We start from the raw sequence: 18,854 nt of genomic DNA on the forward strand, positions 1-18,854 counted from the left end.
GGCAATTCTGAGATTGGAAGGGTTTGGGAGTTGGTGGGGAAAGCGCGGCGAGCGAGGCGCGCGCGCCGCCATGAAAGTGCGGCACAAGCCGTTCACGGCCCGCGTATCGATGCGCTCGCGCATGTGCGGCGAGTGATCGAGGTGTCTCGGCAGTACTTTTGCTAGGTGTCCTCCGGAACGGAGTGGCGCGCCATCGCGCGCCGCCCGCTCCATTCTTTTCCGAGAACAGGCTGACAAGGGACGGCCCGCCCGGTGCGGGCCTTTGCTCGGCAGTTGTCGATCCAGGCTCCGTTTTCAATGTGAATGTCTGTAAATCAATAAAAAATAATTCATTAAGATTAAGATATCGAATGTGAATTGTTGAAAATTAATGGTGGCGGCTTGATATCTTGATTTTCTCTTCCGGCTACTTGTCGAGTCAAAAGAGTTGCATTAAAGTGATACTCAGATTACCGAACCCGCTTAAGTGCGCGACTGATTCCTTCCCGGGGGAGAGGTGCGTCGGGAAGATGGCCTGCCTTGTGCAGGCTTTTGTTTTTCGGGGTTGGTGTTGATGCGGTGTGCTCGTCGCATGCCGTATATCCGACGAGAGTGGCAAAATTAAAAATCATGCCCATGCAATATGGAAGAGTGATGATTGCGGTCTTGTGGAAATATAAAAATATTTTCGACAGGCGCTTGCAGGCAAATTTTTAATGAATTAAATTAATATCCAGATGACCGAAACCGCTTAATTGCGCGACCTGTTCCCTTCCGGGAGGTCGGCATATGTAGAACGCCCGCCTAGTGCGGGCTTTTTGTTTTGCTTCTCGCATTTCTGCTGCATCCGATGTCCCGCGTCGCGGATTCGTCGCAGCGAAATTTCTGATTCACCGGCTGGAACCGGCACACGAACCTGACACCAGGAACGCGTCCGCGGCCGATCTCGCTTGCTTGCGATCGGCCGCGATGTTCCCGCCTCGCCTCCGGACAACGTGCGACCTCGCGCGCTGCCGGATAGGCATTCCTTCGGAATGAACTCCATGAACGACAGCTCAACGGGCGGCTACCTCGCGTCAGGCAATGGCGCGCCTCCGGAAAACGACGACGCCTTCGACGCGCAGCTGCATGCCTTGATCGCGGGCGTCACCGGCCTGCCGGACGCGCAGATCAAGTCGCACCTGCAGATGGCGGGCCAGCCCGATCCCGATCCGACCGTCGACGCGTGCGTGTTCGGCGTGACCGCGCTGACCCAGGACGCGGCGCCGTCGATCGTGCACGACGGCGCCGGCGATGGTCAGGATCTTTACACCCGGCACCAGTCGATCGACGTGCTGGCGACGTTTTATGGCCCCCGCGCCCGAGGTTACGCCCAGCGTTTCGTCGATGGCTGCGCGGTGCCGCAGAACCGCGAACAGCTGCAGGCACACGACCTGGCGTTCGTCGGCACGAGCGAGATCCGCGCGGCGGCGGATCCCGCGAGTCAGCAGTGGGCGCGGCGCTGCGACCTCACGGTCACGCTGCGCCGCAAGCTTGTCCGGACCTATGCGGTCCGTCACCTCGAATCGGCCACGCTGGCGACGACGACTGATGCGTCGAATCCCGTGGCCGGCATTTGCAACATCCACCACTAGGAGTCCAGCATGTCCAATGGATTGCCGGTATCGCGCCTGATCAATGTCTCGATCAACATGTCGCCGCTCGCGGCGCAGGGCGCGAACCTGAACACGGCACTGATTCTCGGCGCGTCGGCCGTCATCGATACCACCGAGCGTCTGCGCGCCTACGGCAGTATCGATGCGGTGACGGCCGACTTCGGCACCAATGCGCCCGAGTATGTCGCGGCCGCCCTGTACTTCAACCAGACGCCGCAGCCGCGCGCCCTGTGCATCGGCCGCTGGGCCAAGACGGCGACCGCCGGTTCGTTGCGCGGCGGCGTGCTGTCCGCGGCGCAGCAGGACATCGGCGCATGGCGCGCGATCACGGCCGGCGCGTTCAAGATTTCGGTCGACGGCGCCGCGAAGAGCGCATCGGGTCTCGACTTCTCGGCGCAGACCAACCTGAACGGCGTCGCCACGGTGCTCAACACGGCATTCCCGGGCGTGACCTTCGCCTGGACCGGCCAGCAGTTCGTCGCGACGTCGGGCACGACGGGCGCGAAGTCGACGGTCGGCTATGCGTCCGCGCCGCAGGCCGGCACCGACGTGTCGGCGCTGCTCGGCCTGACGAGCGACGTCGCCGGCGCGCCGGTCGCCGGCATCGCGGCCGAGCAGCCGACCGATGCCGTCGCGCTGTTCCTCGATCGTTTCGCGAACCAGTTCCTCGGCCTGTCGATCGCCGACGCGTCGGTCGCCGACGATCAGCACATCGCGGTCGCGAACCTGATCGAGGCGGACCAGCGTCACCTGTACGGCGTCACGACGCAGAATCCGCAATCGCTCGACGCCACGGTGGCGACCGATCTCGCGAGCCGTCTCAAGACGCTCAAGCTCAAGTACACGATCGCGCAGTATTCGAGCGCGTCGCCGTATGCGGTGGTGTCGCTGCTCGGCCGGCTGTTGACCGTGAACTTCAACGGCAACAACACGACGATCACGCTGATGTTCAAGCAGGAGCCGGCCGTGGCGGCCGAGGCGCTCACCACGTCGCAGGCAAACGCGCTGCAGGCGAAGCGCTGCAATGTGTTCGTCGCGTACAGCAACGACACGTCGATCATCCAGCAAGGTGTGACGCCGAGCGGGATCTTCGCGGATTCGGTCTACAACGCGATCTGGTTCCGCAACCGCATCGAGACCGACGTCTACAACCTGCTGTACCAGAGCCCGACCAAGGTGCCGCAGACCGACGCCGGCAACGCACAGATCGCCGCGCAGATCTCGGCTGCCTGCGAGGCGGCGGTGAACAACGGCTATCTCGCCGCGGGCGTGTGGAACAGCGCCGGTTTCGGCGCGCTCGCGCAGGGCGACACGCTGGAGAAGGGCTACTACGTGTACGCGCCGCCGATCGCGACGCAGTCGCAGGCCGATCGCGAGGCGCGCAAGGCGGTGCCGTTCCAGGTCGCCGCCAAGGAAGCCGGCGCGATTCACAGCGTCGACATCCTCATCAACGTCAACCGGTAAGGAGAGGAAATCAACATGGCAACCTACAGTTTCCAGGACGTCACCGCGACGCTCGTCGGCCCCGGCGGGGTCTTTTCGCTGGGCTCCGGCTCGGGCAACGCGGACGAAGGCATCACCATCGCGGCCGCGGGTGACAAGAACACGATGACCGTCGGCGCCGACGGCGAGGTGATGCACACGCTGCACGCCGACAAGTCCGGCACGGTGACGATCCGTCTGCTCAAGACCTCGCCGTCGAACGCGAAGCTGATGTCGCTCTATCAGGCCCAGTCGCTCGACAGCCGCCTCTGGGGCAAGAACCTGATCGCGATCGGCCAGGCGGCCGCGGGTGATGTCGCGACGGCGCGCACCTGCGCGTTCAAGAAGGTGCCGGACATCAAGTACGCGAAGGATGGCGACGTGCTCGAGTGGGTGTTCGACGCGGCCAAGATCGACCGGATGCTCGGAGCGTACTGACCATGGCGACGGAAATCGAATTGAACGGCGAGCGTTACGCCGTCGGCAAGCTGAGCGCGCTGCAGCAGTTTCATGTGTCGCGCCGGATTGCACCGATCATCCCGTCGCTGATCCCGGTCCTGATGCGGTTCGCGACCGGGTACGACGCGCTCGTCCCGGTCCGCGGGCCGGCCGACGCGCCGGAGGCGGCGGGCGCTGCGGACGCCCGGGAGGACGCGGGCGCGGTGCGCGACGTGCTGCGGATGGTCGATGTCGTGACGCCGGTGCTGCAGCCGTTCGCGGATGCGCTCGCGGGCCTGCGCGACGAGGATGCGGAGTATGTGTTCGGCACCTGCCTGTCGGTGGTCGAGCGGCGCCAGGATCACGGCTGGTCGCGCATCTGGTCGCCGGCCCAGCAGACGGCGATGTTCGACGACCTCGACCTCGGCGTGATGCTGCCGCTCGTCGCGCGCGTCGTGATCGCCAATCTCGGCCCTTTTATTCGCGGGCTGCTTACCAGCCAAACGAGCAGCCCGGCGGCGATCTAGGCTGGATCCGGACGCTGCCCGGGGGCGAGGACTGGATCCTCGCTCCCGTCCTCGAGGGGCTCTGCACGTTCGAGAGCCTGAAGGACGGGACGCTGGATCTGGCCGACGTCGCGTTGCTGAACGACGCGCTCGCCGTCCGGGCGGACAACCACGCGGCCCTGCGCCGCAAGCTGGAGCGGGAACATGGCTGACACCTATGAGATGAGCGAACCCCTGGTCATTCCACGGTTCCGGTTCGACGACAAGGGCGACAAGAAGAAGCTCGACGACTTCAAGACGAGCGTCGAGGAAATGGCCAAGAGCGTCGGCGATCTGTTCAAGAAGGTCTCGGACGGCGCGAAGCAGGCCGGGAACGAGCTGGTCGCGCTGACCGCGAAGGTCGAGAAGCTGAACGACGCGGCGGGACGCAAGGGCACCGGAACGAAGCGCCAGAAAGTGCTCGATATTGCGGCCGGCGGCGTCGAGCAGATCTCGGAAGGCGCGAAGAAGGCAGGCGAGGGCCTGGTCTCGGTGGCCGAGAAATACGAGACCCTGTATTTCGCGTCGCGGCGCGCAGGCGCCTCGGCGGCGAACCTGAAGGCGTTTGAATACGCGGCGCGCGACGTCGGCGTCACCACCGAAGAGGCGGAGGAGGCCGTCGGAAACCTGTCGGATGCGTTGAGCAGGACGCCCTCGAACGAAGGTCTCTTGAAGAAGATGGGCATCCAGACGCGCGATGCCAAGGGCCAGCTGCGCGACTCGGCGGAACTGCTCGCTGAAATGGCCGCGCGCATGGACAAGCTGCCGGCCGGCGAAGCGAGGAAGCTGGGCGAGACCTTCGAGATCGATGACAAGACCTTGTCCGCGCTGCGCGACGGGGATTTCGCGAAGTCGTTCGCGCGCAATCGCGAGGTGATGCGGAAGACCGGCCTGAACCAGACGGCGGACGACGCGCATCGGGCGGCGGCGGAGCTGCGCGAACTGGGCGTGACGTACGACAACCTGGTGCTGCAGGCGCAGGGTGCGCTGCTGCACGGCGCGGGGCCGCTGATCAAGCAGTTCCGGCAATGGACCGACGAGCATCGCGAGGTGATCGAGAAGCGTGGCGGCGAAGTGGCGGGCGTGGTCGGAAAGGGCACCGAGGTGGTGGGCGGCGGGGTGCTGTTCGTCGCGGACCAGTTCGCCGCCCTCGATACGGCCACGGGCGGATGGTCGACGCGCCTCATGCTGCTGATCGGTGCGTTCAAGGTGCTGGGCGGGAGCAAGCTGATCGGCGGAATCAAGGAGCTGGTGGAGGCGCTGGGTTCCGTGGGCGAGGCGATCGAGGCAACGGAAGGCGGCGCGGCAAAGGCGGGCCTTGCGAAGCGGATCGGCGGCGGCGTCAAGCGGATGGCCGGCTGGGTCGCCGAGAAGGCGGGCACCCTGCTGGAGCGGGGGCGCGGCGCGGCCGGACGGATGTGGACGGGCGCCGGCAAGCTGATGGAGCGCGCGGGGCCGGTCGCGCGCGGAGCGATGGAGCGTACGGGGCTGTTCGTGCGCGGGGCGGCGGGGCGTGCGGGGCCGCTCGTACGCGGGGCGCTGGGCGAGATCGGCGGATTCGCGGGTCGGGCCTGGCCGTGGGTGGGTGGGCCGTTGGCGGCGGGGCTCGAATTGATGCTGTATAGCGGGGGAATGAAGAAGGACGAATTCGAGGACGTCCGTGAGTGGCAGGCCAAGGCGAAAAAAATCTGGGATGCGAAACAGGCGTCGCCGTCGGGTGATCCCGGCGCGGGGCGCGGTCTTGCCCATTCGATGTTCGCGCAACTGATCGCACGCGGCGAGGGCGACTATGGCTCGGTCAATCGCGGCAAGGCGCATGGCTACAAGTCAGGCGCCGAGGACCTGGAGAACATGACGGTCGCGGAGGTCATGGCGGCGCAGCGCAGCCACCGCTTCAACGCGGCCGGGCGCTACCAGATCATCGGCGACACCTTGTCGGACGCGGCTGCGTCGCTGGGGCTGAGCGGAAGCGAGAAGTTCGACCGCGGGATGCAGGACCGGATCTTCGAGGACTACCTCGTCAAGACCAAGCGGTGCGGCATCATGGATTTCGTGACGGGGAAAAGCGGCCAGGTGCGCGATGCCGTATACGCGACGGCGAAGGAATGGGCAAGCGTGGCGGTCCCCGCCGGCATGCGGACCGAATCCGGACGGATTTCGGATGGCCGGATGACGTTCTACGACCGTCAAGGCAAGAATCGCGCGTCGATCACGGAAGCGCAGATGACCCAGGCGATCGAGAACACGCGGGCGATGTACCAGATGCCCGGGCTCGACGGCGCGGCGGGCTTCGGCGACGCGGCGGGCCCGCGCCCGGTCGAGATCCGGCAGAACGTCACGATCGAGATCAACGGCGTGCAGGATGCGGGCGCGACCGGCCGCGAAGTGGCGCGCCACCAGGCGCGGGTCGCCAACGACCTGGCCCGACAAGTGGGAGGGGTGCTGCAATGACGTTCGACATGGTCTTGCTATCGAGCAAGTGGATCGACAACATCGAGATCGCAGTCTCGATCGAGGAGCAGTACAACGACGAGCTGACGATCGTCGATCATCCCGTCGAGAACGGGGCGCAGATCAGCGATCACGCCTATCGCCGGCCGAGCGAAGTGATCCTGCAGTGCGGCTGGTCGAACGCCGATTACAAGGCACTGCTCGGCGCGTCGCAGACGAATTTCAACGGCACGCTGTCGAACCCGGACTACGTGAACGGCGTGTATTCGCGCCTGCTTGCGCTGCAGCAGCGGTGCGAGAGGTTCAACGTCACGACGAGCCGGCGGCGGTACAGCAACATGCTGATCGCGGGGCTCGCGGTCAGCACCGACGTGAAGAATCGCGCGGCGTTGATCGTCAAGGCGACGCTGCGCGAGATCCTGGTGGTCGACACGAAGGCGACGACGCTCGCGCCGAGGGCGAATCAGGCGCAGCCGGCCGCGACGTCGGAACTCCAGGACCAGGGCACGAAGCAGCTCGCGCCCGCCAACCCCGCGCCGGGCGGCGCGTCTCCACCGGACCAATGGCGATGACGATCTATGAAATCCCGCTTTCGGGCGACAACCAGACCTTCAAGATCTCGCTGGGCGGCGTGCTGTACCGGCTCACGCTCGTGTATCGCGGGCCCGGCGGCTGGGTGCTCGACATCGCGGATGTCAACGGCGGCCCGCTGGTGGCCGGGATTCCGCTCGTGACGGGCATCGACCTGCTCGCGCAGTACGCATACCTCGGCTTCGCGGGCGCGCTGCGGGTGCAGGGCGCGGCGCATCCCGACGATGTGCCCGACTTCGACAACCTGGGCGCGGGTGCGCGCCTGTACTGGGTGACCGACCAATGAGCACGACTCAATTCGGCCGCAAGGCATCGCTGGTCGTCGGGCCGGCGGCGGGCGATGCGCTCGACCTGTCGGCGCTGCGTTTCAGCTTCGAGATCCGGCGCGACGACATCCAGACGCTCAACCGCCTGCATGTGCGGATCTTCAATGTGTCGGACAACACCGCGAATCGGCTGCAAGGCGAGGAATTCACGCGGGTCGTGCTGCAGGCCGGCTACGCGCAGGGCGCATATGGCGTGATCTTCGACGGCAACATCACGCAGACGCGGCGCGGCCGGTCGAGCCCGACGGAAACCGTGATCGAGATCGACGCATCGAGCGGCGATGACTGGTACACGAACGCCGTGGTCGAGCAGACCTTCGCGGGGGGCTCGACCAGCATGGATCACGTGCAGGCGGCCATCGAGACGATGAAGCCGTACGGCCTGAGCGTCGGCTACCTGCCGGCATTCGAGGCGAAGCCGCTGCCGCGCGGCAAGCTCGTGTTCGCGATGGCGCGCGATGTCCTGGAGAACGCCGCGCGCAACCTGGGTGCGGACTGGTCGATCCAGGACACGCAGTTCCAGATGGTGCCGCAGAACAGCTACATCCCGGGCGACGCGCTCGAACTGAGCTCGAGCACGGGCATGATCGGGATGCCGACCCGGGAGCAGAACGGGGTCACGGTCAAGTGTCTGTTGAATCCGAAGGCAAGCGTCTCGGGCCTGGTTCGGATCGAGGAGAAGAGCCTGTCGAAGACGGTCGTGAAACCCGGCGAAAACGGTGCCGGTTCGCCGGCCAGGACGACAGGCGCCGATCCGGCGAAGCCGCGCAGCGATGGTCTATATAAGATCGTGAAGGTCGAGCATGAAGGGGATACGCGCGGCACCGCGTGGTATTCGACGCTGACGTGCGTGGCTGTCGATCAATCGATTTCGCCGTCCGCGACGGGAGGCGGTGTGGGGCCCGTGAAGCCAAGAGGCTGAGTGCGGCCCGCGGGGCGGATGATCGAGCGGTTCCGGTTATGTCGATCATGATTCGCACTGCAAATTACTGGGCGGCGCACGACCCGTCAGGCGCACTGCCGGCCGACCAACCAGCAATTCGTTCTTTTTCTTTCAGCGATGGACAAACTTCAGAAATACGGCGATTCGGCGGCCGCACTGCGCGCCATGCTGCGTACGTCGCGCAGCGATCTCTGGACCGCGCTGCCGGCCATCGTCGATTCGTTCGACGCGGCCCTGCAAACCTGCGCGGTACAGCTGGCGATCAAGCCGCAGCGCCAGGCGGCGGACGGCGCCGTGGCCTCGATTCCGTTCAAGGTGCTGGTCGATTGCCCGGTGCAGTTTCCGGCGGGCGGCCAGTGCGCGTTGACCTTTCCCGTCATGCCCGGCGATGAGTGCCTGGTGGTGTTCGCGTCGCGCTGCATCGACGCCTGGTGGCAATCGGGCGGCGTGCAGGACCAGGCGGAACTGCGCATGCATGACCTGTCGGACGGCTTCGTGCTGCTCGGCTACCGCTCGCGGCCGCGCGCGCTGACCAACGTCAGCGGGCACTCCACGCAACTGCGCAGCGACGACGGCGCGACCTATATCGATCTCGATCCGAGCCGGCAGAAGGTGACGATCGTCGCGCCCGGCGGCTTCGACGTGATCGCGCCGCAATCGACGTTCTCGGCGGCGGTGACGATCCAGGGCCTGTTGACCTTCGTCGGCGGCATGGTCGGCAGCGCGACGAGCGGCGCGGCCGCGAGGATCAGCGGCGCGATCGACTTCGTCGGACAGGTGCTGGCGAACGGCAAGCGCATCGACGATACGCATACCCATGGCGGTGTCCAGCCCGGCGGCGGCAACACCGGCAACGTCAACTGAGGCATTTCGATGCGATACCGAAAACTCGATACCGATGGCGATTACGTGTTTGGCGGGCAATCCGCCGATTTCCTGGCCGATTCTCCCGAGGCCGTCGCGCAGGCCGTGCTCACGCGCCTGAAGCTGCTGCGCGGAGAGTGGTTCCTCGATACGTCGGCGGGGATGCCGTGGACGACCGAGGTGCTCGGCAAGTACACGGGAGGCGCCTACGACGCGGCGATCCGCCAATGCATCCTCGGCACGCAGGGCGCGGCGGAGATCACGGACTACGCGAGCACGCTGGATTCCGGGCAGCGCACGCTGACGGTGACCGCGGCGCTCGACACCCTTTACGGCCCCACTCAGATACAGGTGACCTTGTGACGCTTTCCACCCTTGCACCCACGATCGACGCGAACGGCATCACGGCGCCGGCCTATGCCGATGTGTTGGCGTACCTTCAGGACAAGTTCCGCGCGATCTACGGCGTCGACGCCTACCTCGAACCCGACAGCCAGGACGGCCAGCTGCTCGCGGTGTTCGCGAAGGCGATGAGCGACGTCAACGCGACCGCGATCGCGATCTACAACGCCTTCAGCCCGGCCACGGCGCAGGGCGCCGCGTTGTCGAGCAACGTGAAGATCAACGGCATCGCGCGCAAGCTCGCGTCGTACTCGAGCGTCGACCTGCGGCTCGTCGGACAGGCGGGCGCGACCATCACGAACGGCACGGCCCGGGACGAGAACGGCGAGAAGTGGCAGTTGCCCGCGAGTGTCGTGATTCCGCCGAGCGGCGAAATCACCGTGACCGCGACCTGCGCGCGGATCGGCGCGGTGGCGGCGCGGGCCGGCACGGTGGCGCAGATCGCGACGCCGATGCGCGGCTGGCAGAGCGTGATCAATCCGGCGGATGCGGCCGTCGGCGCGCCGGTCGAGTCGGATGCGGCGCTGCGGCTGCGGCAGACCATCTCGACCGCGCTGCCGTCGATGACCGTGCTCGACGGGATCATCGGCGCGGTCGCGAACGTGGCCGGCGTGACGCGCTATGTCGCCTACGAGAACGATACGAGCGACACGGACAAGAACGGCATTCCGCCGCATGCCGTGTCGCTGGTGGTCGAGGGCGGCGACGCGCAGCTGGTCGCGCAGGCCATCGCCTCGAAGAAGACGCCGGGAGCGGGCACCTTCGGCCAGACGGCGGTGGTCGTCAAGGACGTCTACGACCGTCCGATCACGATCCAGTTCTTCCGGCCCGCCGCGGCGCGCATCGTGGCCACCGTCAATCTGAAGGCGCTGGCGGGATATACGACGCAGACCGGGCAGCAGATCCGGCAGGCGGTGGCGGACTACGTCAACGCGCTGCCGATCGGCGGGGGGCTGTCGGGCAGCGTCGAGTGGGGCGATGCGCTGACGGCGGCCAACGGCGTGGGCGGCGGGCGGACCTTCAAGCTCGCGGGTCTCGCGTTGTCCGGACCGCGCGGGAGCGGCGCGCCCGATGTTCCGCTGCTGTTCAACGAAGCGGCGGCCTGTTCGCCGGACGACGTCACGGTGGTGATCTGATGGCCGAACTCGAGGAGTACATCGGCCTGATCACCTCCGAGCACCGGGAGCGGCCGCGCTTCTCGTCGACCGTGGGCGCGCTCGTGGGGCCGCTCGTGGAGCAGCTGAATGCCATCGGGTCGATGCCGGAGAAATTCGATCTCGATGTGGCGAAAGGCGTGCAGCTCGATGCGATCGGGATGTGGGTGGGGGTGTCGAGACGCATCAATGCGCAGCTCGCGAACGTCTACTTTTCGTTCGACCTCTCGGGCATCGGCTATGACCAGGGGATCTGGAAAGGGCCTTACGACCCGGACATGGGCCTGGTGATGCTCGACGACGACACGTACCGGCTCGTGATCCGCGCGAAGATCGGTGCGAATCATTGGGACGGGACGCTGGCGTCGAGCGCGGCCATTCTGAACAGCATCTTCGGCCCGGATACGCATGCGTTTTTCGAGGACAACCAGGATATGTCGATGACGATCGGCATTTCGGGGAGAGTGCCGTCGGCGGTGTTCCTGGCGTTGCTGGCGGGCGGATACATCCCGTTGAAGCCGGAAGGCGTGCGCGTCAACTTCACACTCGTCACCACAGCAGACGGGGAGCCCCTCTTCGGGCTCGACATGGATAACCAATACGTCGCCGGGCTCGATCGCGGAGCATGGGGCGTTCCTGCATAGGAAGACAAATGGCAAACAATGATTTTCTCGTGTTCGGCGGGAATGGCGCGGCCAATGTGATCGATCAGGCGAGCTATTCCGCGATGGATGCGCGCGGGGGCGGGTTCTCGATCGGGATCGCGAAATCGGCGCAGGCGAACAAGGTGTGGCGGCAGAGTTCGATCATGGCGGCGGTGCTGGCTCAATTCATTGCGGACTGCACCGGCAAGGAGGCGCGCGACGACGGCACGACGCAGGCGCTGCTTGCGAACCTGAAGCAAGCCGTTCCGGCGGCGGTGAATGACGCCGGCGTGAATTCATCGCAGAAGATCAACGGCGCGAATGCGGCGAACCTGCTCTTCAACGGGTCGGGGGAGTTCGGCAACGTGGGATGGGGCAGCAGCAATTTCCCTTCCGTCGCCGATGCGAAAGGTGGAGGGACGATTTTCCTGAACACGGCAGCAGTCTCCGTGGCGACCGAGGACGTGTCTGCAGTCGTGATGTGCGGTGCCGGCGTCCCGATGACGGTTTCAGGCGAGATGACCACGGGGGGCGTGAGTGCAGGTCGCGCCTATGTGATGCTTGAAGCGTTCACGTCGGGCGGCGCATCGCTCGGCGTTTTCGCCGGACCTGCGACGGTATCGAATGGTTCGTCATGGACCTTCGCGAACGTAAGCGGCGTTACGCCGACGGGGACGGCTCAAGTCGTCGTACGCCGGGGCGTCGACACTTCCCCCAACGTGCGGCCGTTCGGGCTTGGTTTCCGCCGAATCAAGATCGAGCGTGGCAACACCCCATCGCTCTACTCGCAGGAGGCGAGTATTGCCGCGGCCCCGATGCCGGTCGTCGGGTCGGTTCGGAATCTGACGATGTCCGTCGTTTCGCCGAGTGTGTCCGCAGCCATGACGGCCGATGAAATCGTCGTCGGGACTGCCCTCGGCGGCTTCGGCTACAAGCTCGCGAACTTCAATCAGACGATCAATCTTGCCACGACAGGGCTGGGCGGGATGGATATGGGCAGCGCGCCGGCATCGGGCTATGTCGCGCTCTACGCGATCTATAACCCGGCGAACGCACGGCAGGCCTTGTTGGCCACGGACGTAACCCGGACGTTGGCGCCTGAGGTCTACTCGGGCGTCAATATGCCGCCGGGCTATACCGCATCCTCGCTGGTCAGCGTAGTGCGGACCAATGCAAATGGGCAATTTCTCCCGTTCCGGCAACTGGATCGCGCTGTCTGGGTGCCTCCCGTGGGAATCCTGGGCGTGGCGGTGGACGGCGGGCCGCAGTGGCACGCCGTCGATTGCTCCGGACTGTGCCCGAGGAACGCAAAGACATTCCGGGGATACGCGACAGCGGGGAACGACAGCGCGGGCGTATTCAACATCAGCATGGCAGGGGATGCGATCGGCAGCGGGAGCTTGACGTCGAACGTGGCGTCGACCGGCAGCTCGGCACAGTTTGTCAATGTACCGATCCTCACGCCTCAAACCATTTTCCTTTGGTATCGGTTCTTGGGAACGCCTGCTTCATTGGGGTTCACCTATATCGGCACGGGGTATACGTTCTAAGGAGAGGATCAATGGGATCTTTGCTTGTTGCGTTTCGCGATGCTGACGAACGGGAGATCATCGCATTCTTCACGTCGCCGCAGCCGATCGAAACTTTCCCGCATCAGGGCTCGATCGAGGCGCGAGATGAGCGCTACGCCGCGTTCTACGCCGCCTATCCTGAACGGTCGATGATTCTTCCAGATCCGGTATCAGTCTGATGGAATTCGTTGAGGATGCCGATCTATATGAGGGTGAGGTGGGCCGTTCGGCTTCTTAGTGCATTCGAAATACGCGGGAAGGGTAGGCGCCATGCGGTCGCGATCGATAGCAGCCGGCTATCTGTATCTGCATGGTCGGTGTCCGTGGCCCGTCCGGATCAATCTAGGTGAATTTAATTATGCAAAACAACGAATTTCTCGTTTTTGGCGGAGGACTGTCAGCCAGCGTGGTCGATCAGTCGACGTATGCTGCACTCCCTGCCCGCGTTTCCGGATTCCAGTCCGGGCTTGCTCAATCCAGGCAGCTGAACAAGGTTTGGCGACAGAGCTCGATCATGACGGCGGTACTGGCGCAATTCATCGCTGACTGTTCCGGCCGCGATGCGCTCGACGACGGTACGACGGAGACGTTGCTCGCGAACCTGAAAACAGCGGTGCCGGCAGCGGTGAACGCGGTTGGGGTGAACAGCGCGAAGAAGCTGAATGGCGTAAACGGGGCGAATCTGCTGTTCAACGGCTCCGCCGAGTTTGGCGATGCCGGATGGACGTCGAATATTTTTTCGGCAATGGCGTCGCCGAACAACGACACATATTTTGCGAATGCGTTGGCGTTATCGGGTTCTCCGGTCGATGACGCGTCCGTCCAATTTCCACTGAGCGCGGGTATCCCGGTGACGATTTCCAGCGTGGTCTATACGTCTGGGATGAGCGGCGGTACGGCTCAGTTTCGCATCGAGGGCGTGAGCGCGTCGGGAGCGTCGCTTGGCACGATCTGCGCATCCGATACGTTGGCGGGGGGCTCGGGTTGGACATACCTCAGCGCCACCGGCATCACCCCCGCAGGATGCGTTCGCGCCCTCGTCCATCGATATGTGAATGGCTCGCCATCGGGCGTGGCGGGTTCGGTCGGGTTTGGCCGCATGAAGGTCGAACTTGGAAATCAGCCATCGCTCTATTCGCAAGAAGCTGATCTTGCCGCGCTCGGCGTGGGCCCGAATGCCGCGCCGATCTTTGTCGGCGCGGCGCGCCAGCCTGGCCATGCGATGCAGTTCGGTCAGGCGGGAAGCTATCGAGGCATCGTGGCCGTGTCCGGCGACTATACGATTTCGAGCAGTGAATTTGGCTACCTGTTTCAGCCGCCGACCGGAAACGCCGGTGGATTCACGATCACGCTGCCGAGTGCCGTTGGCAACGGCGGGATGTGCCTTGCTTTCTACAACTCCAGTCCCGGCAACCTCACGCTCAATGCGGGTAACTTCAATACCTCATACGGAAGCACCCGGTCGATCGTCTTGCCGCCGAACTCGACGGCGATGCTCTGTTGCGACGGTTTCTCCTACAACGGCATTGGCGGGTCCGCCGGAATTGGATCAGGTGTCCGCCCAAGCAACCTGGGAGGCGTCGGCCAGTGGACGAACATCATGACGACGGGCGGTGGCGCGAACTGCTATTTCACGCTGCCCAGCGGCGGCGCGTGGGCGTACTGGTGTTCGAATGCAGGTTACAGCTTCTCGGGGATCGCAGCGGGAGGTTCGAATGTGGCGGGGCCTTTCACGGCGTCCGCTAGCGTTGGCTTTTGCTGGAGAATCGCATGATGGAGACCACGACTATGAAGCAGGATTCGATCACGTTCGCGCAACTGGGCTTCGGCCCTACCGTTACCGCCTCGTCCGCGTCGCCCGCGACGGATGGCTACGTCACCACCTTCAACAACCTCCCGTATCACATTCATCCGGTCGCAACACCCGATGCCTACTCAATGCTGGAAGCGGCGATCGCCTCGGGCGAAGTGAAGGTCAATCCTTACGTCGCGCCCGTCGTGACGCTCGCCGAAGCACGCAGCGCGAAAACCGCGGCGCTTTACGCGGCCTGCCAGACGGCGATCACATCCGGATTCGCGTCGTCGGCGCTCGGCAGCGTGCACACCTATCCGAGTGCGCTGACCGACCAGCTGAATCAGTCGGCCGTGGCGCAATACGCGATGGGCGGCTTGCTCTACTGCGAGGATTCCGCTGGAAAATGGGCATTGGTCGCGCATACGCAGACGCAGGCCCAAGGCGTGATGGCCGGCTTCGCGATTTGGGTCAATGCCTGCCAGTCCAGACTCGCTGCGTTGATGAGCGAGGTCGATGCGCAGCGCGCCGACGTCGCGTCGGTGCTTGGAATCACGTGGGAGTGACCGAACCTGTGCCGATTGGTTGATTCGGCGATGCCGGGTGTGCTCCGAGCGCTCGGCGTGCGTGTTTTCTTGAAACGCAGCGGCACGAATATCCGACGGTGCATGAACGACCAAGGGATCGAAGCGGATCTTGCTGTGCAGGGAAGGGCGTAGGAGATCGAGATGAAGGTCGTCATGCCGCCGCTATCGGCGGCGGACGGGCCGTGCTTCCCGCCCGATTCACGTCGAACAGGAATGACCGATTGTTCATCCTCGCCACCTTCGGGTGGCGGTTTCTTTTCGAGGGCGCGATGAAGAGCGAAATCATTGCAAGTGCCGTTAAGGCTGCGCCTGCCGTGGGCAGCAATTTCTGGCTGTGGCTGACGAGCCACGACATCAACTGGTATGTCGCGTTGGCGACACTGGGTTATATCGGCCTGCAGGCGGGCTACCTGATCAAGAATAAAGGAAAGCGGGAGTTCGCCGATGGCTGACAGGCCGAACAAGACACTGGTGAGCATAGTGGGGGCTGCGACTGCAGCCCTTCTTTTTTCCACGGTTCCACAGCACGAAGGCATTCGACTGGTCGGTTATCTCGACCCGGTCGGGATTCCCACGAAATGCATGGGCGACACGACGAACGTCGTGGTCGGTCGACGATACAGCGACGCCGAATGCCGTGAGTCGCTCAAGCGTCAACTGATCGCGCACGCCGAACCGGTGTTGCGTTGCACGCCCGCCCTGAAAGGACACACGTATCAGCTCGCGGCTGCAGTCAGTTTCGCCTACAACGTCGGCGTATCGGCGTATTGCGCGAGCACGTCGGCCAAGCGTTTCAATACAGGGGACTGGCGTGGGGCCTGCCGCGCATTGAACCAATCCGACAGCGGTCAGCCGCAATGGGTGACGGCCAACGGGCGTGTGTTGCCCGGGCTGGTGAGGCGTCGCGCGGACGAGCGCGCATTGTGCGAGCGCGATCTTTGAGCGAAGCGGCGACGCGTGTGTTCGCAGTGTCGTCGGGTTGACGGCAGTAGATCGTGAAATTGCCAGTGCATTCAAATGATATAAATGTGGAATCCTACAAATGAAAGATTGGTTGATAGCCGCGTTGTTCAGCATCGCCCTGACTCAAGCGCCAATTTCCCACGCCGACCAGAATCTCGCGGTTTCCACGCTGTCCGCGACCGCGAGCATCTCTGGCCCCAGCGTGCAAACCACCCTGCAAGGCTGGCCCGACCAGCCCGGCACATACTGGCAAAGCCAGTTTCACGCGAACTGGAACGTCGTGCAAAGCCAGATCACCGACAACCCGACCGAATGGCAGATCTACACGCACGGCGCGCAGGGCATTGCGCGCACGCAAAGCGGAACCAACCAGGTGACGCTGCAAAACGGCGCGGCATTCAATCCGTCGTGGGCCGGCTTGCCGTACTTCTATCTGGACGGGACGCGCTACAAGGTCGCGTCGGTTCTCGATCCATCCCACCTGACGGTGCAGACCGCGACCGGCGGCCCGGTGACCTTTGCCGCGACCGAGGACGAGACCTACTACTTCGTCGCGACGTCGACGACGTCCACGGTCAACGTCAACGGCACCTCGGTCACCTACGTCGGCGGCCAGCCGTTTACCTCGATCTTCGACAAGGGGATGGTCTACATCAACGGAATCGCGTATCCGGCGACTTTCCGGAGCCCGGTCAGCCTGACGCTCGGCGTCGACGCAGGCACGCTGACGAACGCGACCCTGCAGCAGTACGCGAACATCAACGACGAACTGGCCACGCTGCGCCTGCAAGGGCTGATGGGCGCGAACGAGGAGAACGTGGCATTGACGCTCCGTCCTGACGGCGCGTGGCTGCAGACGCTCTATGCCGGCCAGGGGCGTTATCGCCCGATGTTCCTCTCGGTCGGTGAGAATCCGGCTGGAACGATTGCCCCTTTGATCGGCTTGTATCCGAATGCGTCGATCGGCGGCCCCGGTACGTTGAGCCTGGGCGGGGCCTTGGTGAATCAAGCCGTTCGCATCGACCAGAACAGCAATAACGTCAACTATCTGTATCAGCAGGGCGGTGCACGCGGCTATTCTCCCTCGATCGCGGCGCGCGGCGCCGATGCGTCGGTGGGGCTCGCATTCGACGTCCAGGGCGCGAGCACCGCGAGCTTCACGTCGCATGCATTCTCGAATATCGAGTTTCAGGTGTTCGGCGTGGGCGGTACATCGTGGCTTGCTGTCGGCAGCAGCGCATCCGCGGCGCCAACCTTGTCCGCGAATGGCGCGGCCAACGACGTCGACGTCGTGTTGGCGCCGAAGGGATCGGGCCGGGTCGTGACCAACGGCGGGATTCGACTGCCGGTGACGACCGTTGCGGCATTGCCCGCATGCAACGGCGCGTCGAGAGGGCTCGTGTATGCCGTTTCCGACGCGGCATCGCCCACTTACGACAATACGTTGACAGGCGGCGGCGCGATGTCCGTGCCGGCCTATTGCAATGGGGCGAACTGGCGCGCGCACTGACCGGCGCTTGGCTGTCTGCCGCTATTCGAGCGGATACCCATTGCCCGGCTCGGCGCAATGAACGCGCGCCGCACGAAATCGACGGCGTGCGCGCACCCCCTTCCTTCACCATCCTGGCTCCCCCATGAACCTTCTCGCGCCTATCTGGCGCTACCTGCTTGTCGCCTGTCTCGGCGCGGCGCTCGGCGCGGGGCTCGCGCATCAGAGCGGCGCGCGCCGGCTGGCGCAGGAACAGGCGGCGCGCGCCGACGACGCGCGTCGTCACGCAAGCGAGCTGAATACGCTCAATCAGGCCGCGCTGATCAACGAGCAGCGCGCGGTCACAGCGCGAGACGCCGCCGCGAAGCAAGTCGCGACCGTCGATGCGCAACTCACGCAGGAACGCATGACCCATGAACTCGACAATCGGAACTATCGTGCTGGGCTCGATACTGGCGCTGAGCGGTTGCGCATCGCCGTCTCGGCCTGCTCAACCGCTCGCGACGGCGTGCCCGGCAGTCGCGCTGCCGGCGCCGCCGGCATGGGCGATGACACCGCCGCCTACGCTGACCTCGACCGAACGGTTGCGGAGCGCGTTTTCGGGGTCGCCGGCGACGACGACGAACAGATCGACAAACTGAGGGCGCTGCAGGGATATGTCTGCGCCATTCGTGCGGACACGCCGGGATGCCGCTGATGTCGCGGCGCAACACCGCGAGCATGGTGCGCACACGGATGTGTGTATCGCCCATGCCGACGGCCTTGTTTGTGCGGGCGAGGCCTGAATTCCCCGATGTCATCCGGACGGCCTGAACAGGGCGCGGCCGAGGGGCGATGCCAGGCGATTTCGGCGGGTGGGCGGCACCTGCGCAGCGACGATATGTGTGCTGGCCTACATATCCCCGCCGGAGGCATTGCGGGCACAGCCCGCCTCCCTGACCATGCACCTCGCAAGGTTACACAATCCTCGTGCCTTGC

21 protein-coding genes are annotated in these 18,854 nt (G+C 64.6%); all 21 read left to right on the top strand.

The genetic code is table 11. The features are described 5' to 3' along the window. Nucleotides 1–1,022 precede the first annotated feature (1,022 nt). The 21 genes from AC1RQF_RS14845 (at nucleotide 1,023) to AC1RQF_RS14945 (ending at nucleotide 18,573) form a co-directional block, all read left to right on the top strand. Entirely contained in the window at nucleotides 1,023–1,613 is a 591-nt protein-coding gene (locus AC1RQF_RS14845) for a phage neck terminator protein (RefSeq protein ID WP_492872394.1), read from the top strand. Nucleotides 1,614–1,622: 9 nt separating this feature from the next. Then, the gene (locus tag AC1RQF_RS14850) at nucleotides 1,623–3,098 is read left to right on the top strand and encodes a DUF3383 domain-containing protein (protein WP_492872344.1); all 1,476 of its coding nucleotides are present in this window, start codon (nucleotides 1,623–1,625) and stop codon (nucleotides 3,096–3,098) included. Nucleotides 3,099–3,113: 15 nt separating this feature from the next. Beyond that, entirely contained in the window at nucleotides 3,114–3,554 is a 441-nt protein-coding gene (locus tag AC1RQF_RS14855) for a phage structural protein (RefSeq protein ID WP_252986759.1), read from the top strand. Nucleotides 3,555–3,556: 2 nt separating this feature from the next. Then, a complete protein-coding gene (locus AC1RQF_RS14860; protein WP_273996547.1) occupies nucleotides 3,557–4,081 on the top strand; it encodes a phage tail assembly chaperone in 525 nt (174 codons plus the stop codon). Nucleotides 4,082–4,116: 35 nt separating this feature from the next. Next, a complete protein-coding gene (locus AC1RQF_RS14865) occupies nucleotides 4,117–4,272 on the top strand; it encodes a DUF6889 family protein (protein ID WP_492872395.1) in 156 nt (51 codons plus the stop codon). Next, nucleotides 4,265–6,550, top strand: a complete 2,286-nt coding sequence (locus tag AC1RQF_RS14870; protein WP_492872345.1) for a mannosyl-glycoprotein endo-beta-N-acetylglucosamidase — start codon at nucleotides 4,265–4,267, stop codon at nucleotides 6,548–6,550. Before AC1RQF_RS14865 ends, AC1RQF_RS14870 begins: the two co-directional genes overlap by 8 nt. A gap of 8 nt (nucleotides 6,551–6,558) precedes the next feature. Then, the gene (locus tag AC1RQF_RS14875) at nucleotides 6,559–7,122 is read left to right on the top strand and encodes a phage baseplate protein (RefSeq protein WP_273996544.1); all 564 of its coding nucleotides are present in this window, start codon (nucleotides 6,559–6,561) and stop codon (nucleotides 7,120–7,122) included. Further along, on the top strand, nucleotides 7,119–7,427 hold the full coding sequence (locus AC1RQF_RS14880; RefSeq protein ID WP_492872346.1) for a phage baseplate plug family protein: 309 nt from the start codon (nucleotides 7,119–7,121) through the stop codon (nucleotides 7,425–7,427). The genes AC1RQF_RS14875 and AC1RQF_RS14880 overlap by 4 nt, the downstream gene beginning before the upstream one ends. Then, nucleotides 7,424–8,389, top strand: a complete 966-nt coding sequence (locus tag AC1RQF_RS14885; protein ID WP_492872347.1) for a phage protein — start codon at nucleotides 7,424–7,426, stop codon at nucleotides 8,387–8,389. The genes AC1RQF_RS14880 and AC1RQF_RS14885 overlap by 4 nt, the downstream gene beginning before the upstream one ends. Nucleotides 8,390–8,527: 138 nt before the next feature. Further along, complete coding sequence (locus AC1RQF_RS14890; protein ID WP_492872348.1) at nucleotides 8,528–9,274, top strand: Gp138 family membrane-puncturing spike protein; 747 nt, start codon at nucleotides 8,528–8,530, stop codon at nucleotides 9,272–9,274. Between the two features lie 9 nt (nucleotides 9,275–9,283). Further along, on the top strand, nucleotides 9,284–9,637 hold the full coding sequence (locus AC1RQF_RS14895) for a contractile injection system sheath initiator (protein ID WP_273996540.1): 354 nt from the start codon (nucleotides 9,284–9,286) through the stop codon (nucleotides 9,635–9,637). Next, the gene (locus AC1RQF_RS14900; protein ID WP_492872349.1) at nucleotides 9,634–10,812 is read left to right on the top strand and encodes a baseplate J/gp47 family protein; all 1,179 of its coding nucleotides are present in this window, start codon (nucleotides 9,634–9,636) and stop codon (nucleotides 10,810–10,812) included. Before AC1RQF_RS14895 ends, AC1RQF_RS14900 begins: the two co-directional genes overlap by 4 nt. Next, on the top strand, nucleotides 10,812–11,474 hold the full coding sequence (locus AC1RQF_RS14905; RefSeq protein ID WP_273996538.1) for a DUF2612 domain-containing protein: 663 nt from the start codon (nucleotides 10,812–10,814) through the stop codon (nucleotides 11,472–11,474). The genes AC1RQF_RS14900 and AC1RQF_RS14905 overlap by 1 nt, the downstream gene beginning before the upstream one ends. An 8-nt stretch (nucleotides 11,475–11,482) precedes the next feature. Next, nucleotides 11,483–13,024 carry a hypothetical protein gene (locus AC1RQF_RS14910; RefSeq protein ID WP_492872350.1) on the top strand — a complete coding sequence of 514 codons (1,542 nt, stop codon included), beginning with the start codon at nucleotides 11,483–11,485 and terminating at the stop codon, nucleotides 13,022–13,024. 11 nt (nucleotides 13,025–13,035) lie between these two features. After that, a complete protein-coding gene (locus AC1RQF_RS14915) occupies nucleotides 13,036–13,224 on the top strand; it encodes a hypothetical protein (RefSeq protein ID WP_273996536.1) in 189 nt (62 codons plus the stop codon). Nucleotides 13,225–13,403: 179 nt separating this feature from the next. Further along, complete coding sequence (locus AC1RQF_RS14920; protein ID WP_492872351.1) at nucleotides 13,404–14,819, top strand: hypothetical protein; 1,416 nt, start codon at nucleotides 13,404–13,406, stop codon at nucleotides 14,817–14,819. Further along, nucleotides 14,819–15,403 (top strand): catalase family protein, encoded by a 585-nt coding sequence (locus AC1RQF_RS14925; protein ID WP_273996533.1) that lies wholly within the window; start codon nucleotides 14,819–14,821, stop codon nucleotides 15,401–15,403. Before AC1RQF_RS14920 ends, AC1RQF_RS14925 begins: the two co-directional genes overlap by 1 nt. A gap of 242 nt (nucleotides 15,404–15,645) precedes the next feature. Continuing rightward, nucleotides 15,646–15,876, top strand: a complete 231-nt coding sequence (locus tag AC1RQF_RS14930; protein ID WP_492872352.1) for a hypothetical protein — start codon at nucleotides 15,646–15,648, stop codon at nucleotides 15,874–15,876. After that, entirely contained in the window at nucleotides 15,869–16,366 is a 498-nt protein-coding gene (locus AC1RQF_RS14935; RefSeq protein ID WP_492872353.1) for a lysozyme, read from the top strand. The genes AC1RQF_RS14930 and AC1RQF_RS14935 overlap by 8 nt, the downstream gene beginning before the upstream one ends. Nucleotides 16,367–16,466: 100 nt before the next feature. Beyond that, nucleotides 16,467–17,897 (top strand): hypothetical protein, encoded by a 1,431-nt coding sequence (locus AC1RQF_RS14940; protein WP_492872354.1) that lies wholly within the window; start codon nucleotides 16,467–16,469, stop codon nucleotides 17,895–17,897. A gap of 124 nt (nucleotides 17,898–18,021) precedes the next feature. Beyond that, nucleotides 18,022–18,573, top strand: a complete 552-nt coding sequence (locus AC1RQF_RS14945; RefSeq protein WP_273996529.1) for a lysis system i-spanin subunit Rz — start codon at nucleotides 18,022–18,024, stop codon at nucleotides 18,571–18,573. Nucleotides 18,574–18,854 lie beyond the last annotated feature (281 nt).

Source organism: Burkholderia sp. GW821-FHT14F03, assembly GCF_058803765.1.

Bases quoted from the DNA above. Each gene is read 5' to 3' on its own strand.
- AC1RQF_RS14855 (WP_252986759.1), top strand. From the start codon at position 3,114: ATGGCAACCTACAGTTTCCAGGACGTCACCGCGACGCTCGTCGGCCCC.
- AC1RQF_RS14920 (WP_492872351.1), top strand. From the start codon at position 13,404: ATGCAAAACAACGAATTTCTCGTTTTTGGCGGAGGACTGTCAGCCAGC.
- AC1RQF_RS14845 (WP_492872394.1), top strand. From the start codon at position 1,023: ATGAACGACAGCTCAACGGGCGGCTACCTCGCGTCAGGCAATGGCGCG.
- AC1RQF_RS14850 (WP_492872344.1), top strand. From the start codon at position 1,623: ATGTCCAATGGATTGCCGGTATCGCGCCTGATCAATGTCTCGATCAAC.
- AC1RQF_RS14945 (WP_273996529.1), top strand. From the start codon at position 18,022: ATGAACCTTCTCGCGCCTATCTGGCGCTACCTGCTTGTCGCCTGTCTC.
- AC1RQF_RS14870 (WP_492872345.1), top strand. From the start codon at position 4,265: ATGGCTGACACCTATGAGATGAGCGAACCCCTGGTCATTCCACGGTTC.
- AC1RQF_RS14915 (WP_273996536.1), top strand. From the start codon at position 13,036: ATGGGATCTTTGCTTGTTGCGTTTCGCGATGCTGACGAACGGGAGATC.
- AC1RQF_RS14935 (WP_492872353.1), top strand. From the start codon at position 15,869: ATGGCTGACAGGCCGAACAAGACACTGGTGAGCATAGTGGGGGCTGCG.
- AC1RQF_RS14880 (WP_492872346.1), top strand. From the start codon at position 7,119: ATGACGATCTATGAAATCCCGCTTTCGGGCGACAACCAGACCTTCAAG.
- AC1RQF_RS14940 (WP_492872354.1), top strand. From the start codon at position 16,467: ATGAAAGATTGGTTGATAGCCGCGTTGTTCAGCATCGCCCTGACTCAA.
- AC1RQF_RS14925 (WP_273996533.1), top strand. From the start codon at position 14,819: ATGGAGACCACGACTATGAAGCAGGATTCGATCACGTTCGCGCAACTG.
- AC1RQF_RS14895 (WP_273996540.1), top strand. From the start codon at position 9,284: ATGCGATACCGAAAACTCGATACCGATGGCGATTACGTGTTTGGCGGG.
- AC1RQF_RS14885 (WP_492872347.1), top strand. From the start codon at position 7,424: ATGAGCACGACTCAATTCGGCCGCAAGGCATCGCTGGTCGTCGGGCCG.
- AC1RQF_RS14890 (WP_492872348.1), top strand. From the start codon at position 8,528: ATGGACAAACTTCAGAAATACGGCGATTCGGCGGCCGCACTGCGCGCC.
- AC1RQF_RS14875 (WP_273996544.1), top strand. From the start codon at position 6,559: ATGGTCTTGCTATCGAGCAAGTGGATCGACAACATCGAGATCGCAGTC.
- AC1RQF_RS14860 (WP_273996547.1), top strand. From the start codon at position 3,557: ATGGCGACGGAAATCGAATTGAACGGCGAGCGTTACGCCGTCGGCAAG.
- AC1RQF_RS14910 (WP_492872350.1), top strand. From the start codon at position 11,483: ATGGCAAACAATGATTTTCTCGTGTTCGGCGGGAATGGCGCGGCCAAT.
- AC1RQF_RS14905 (WP_273996538.1), top strand. From the start codon at position 10,812: ATGGCCGAACTCGAGGAGTACATCGGCCTGATCACCTCCGAGCACCGG.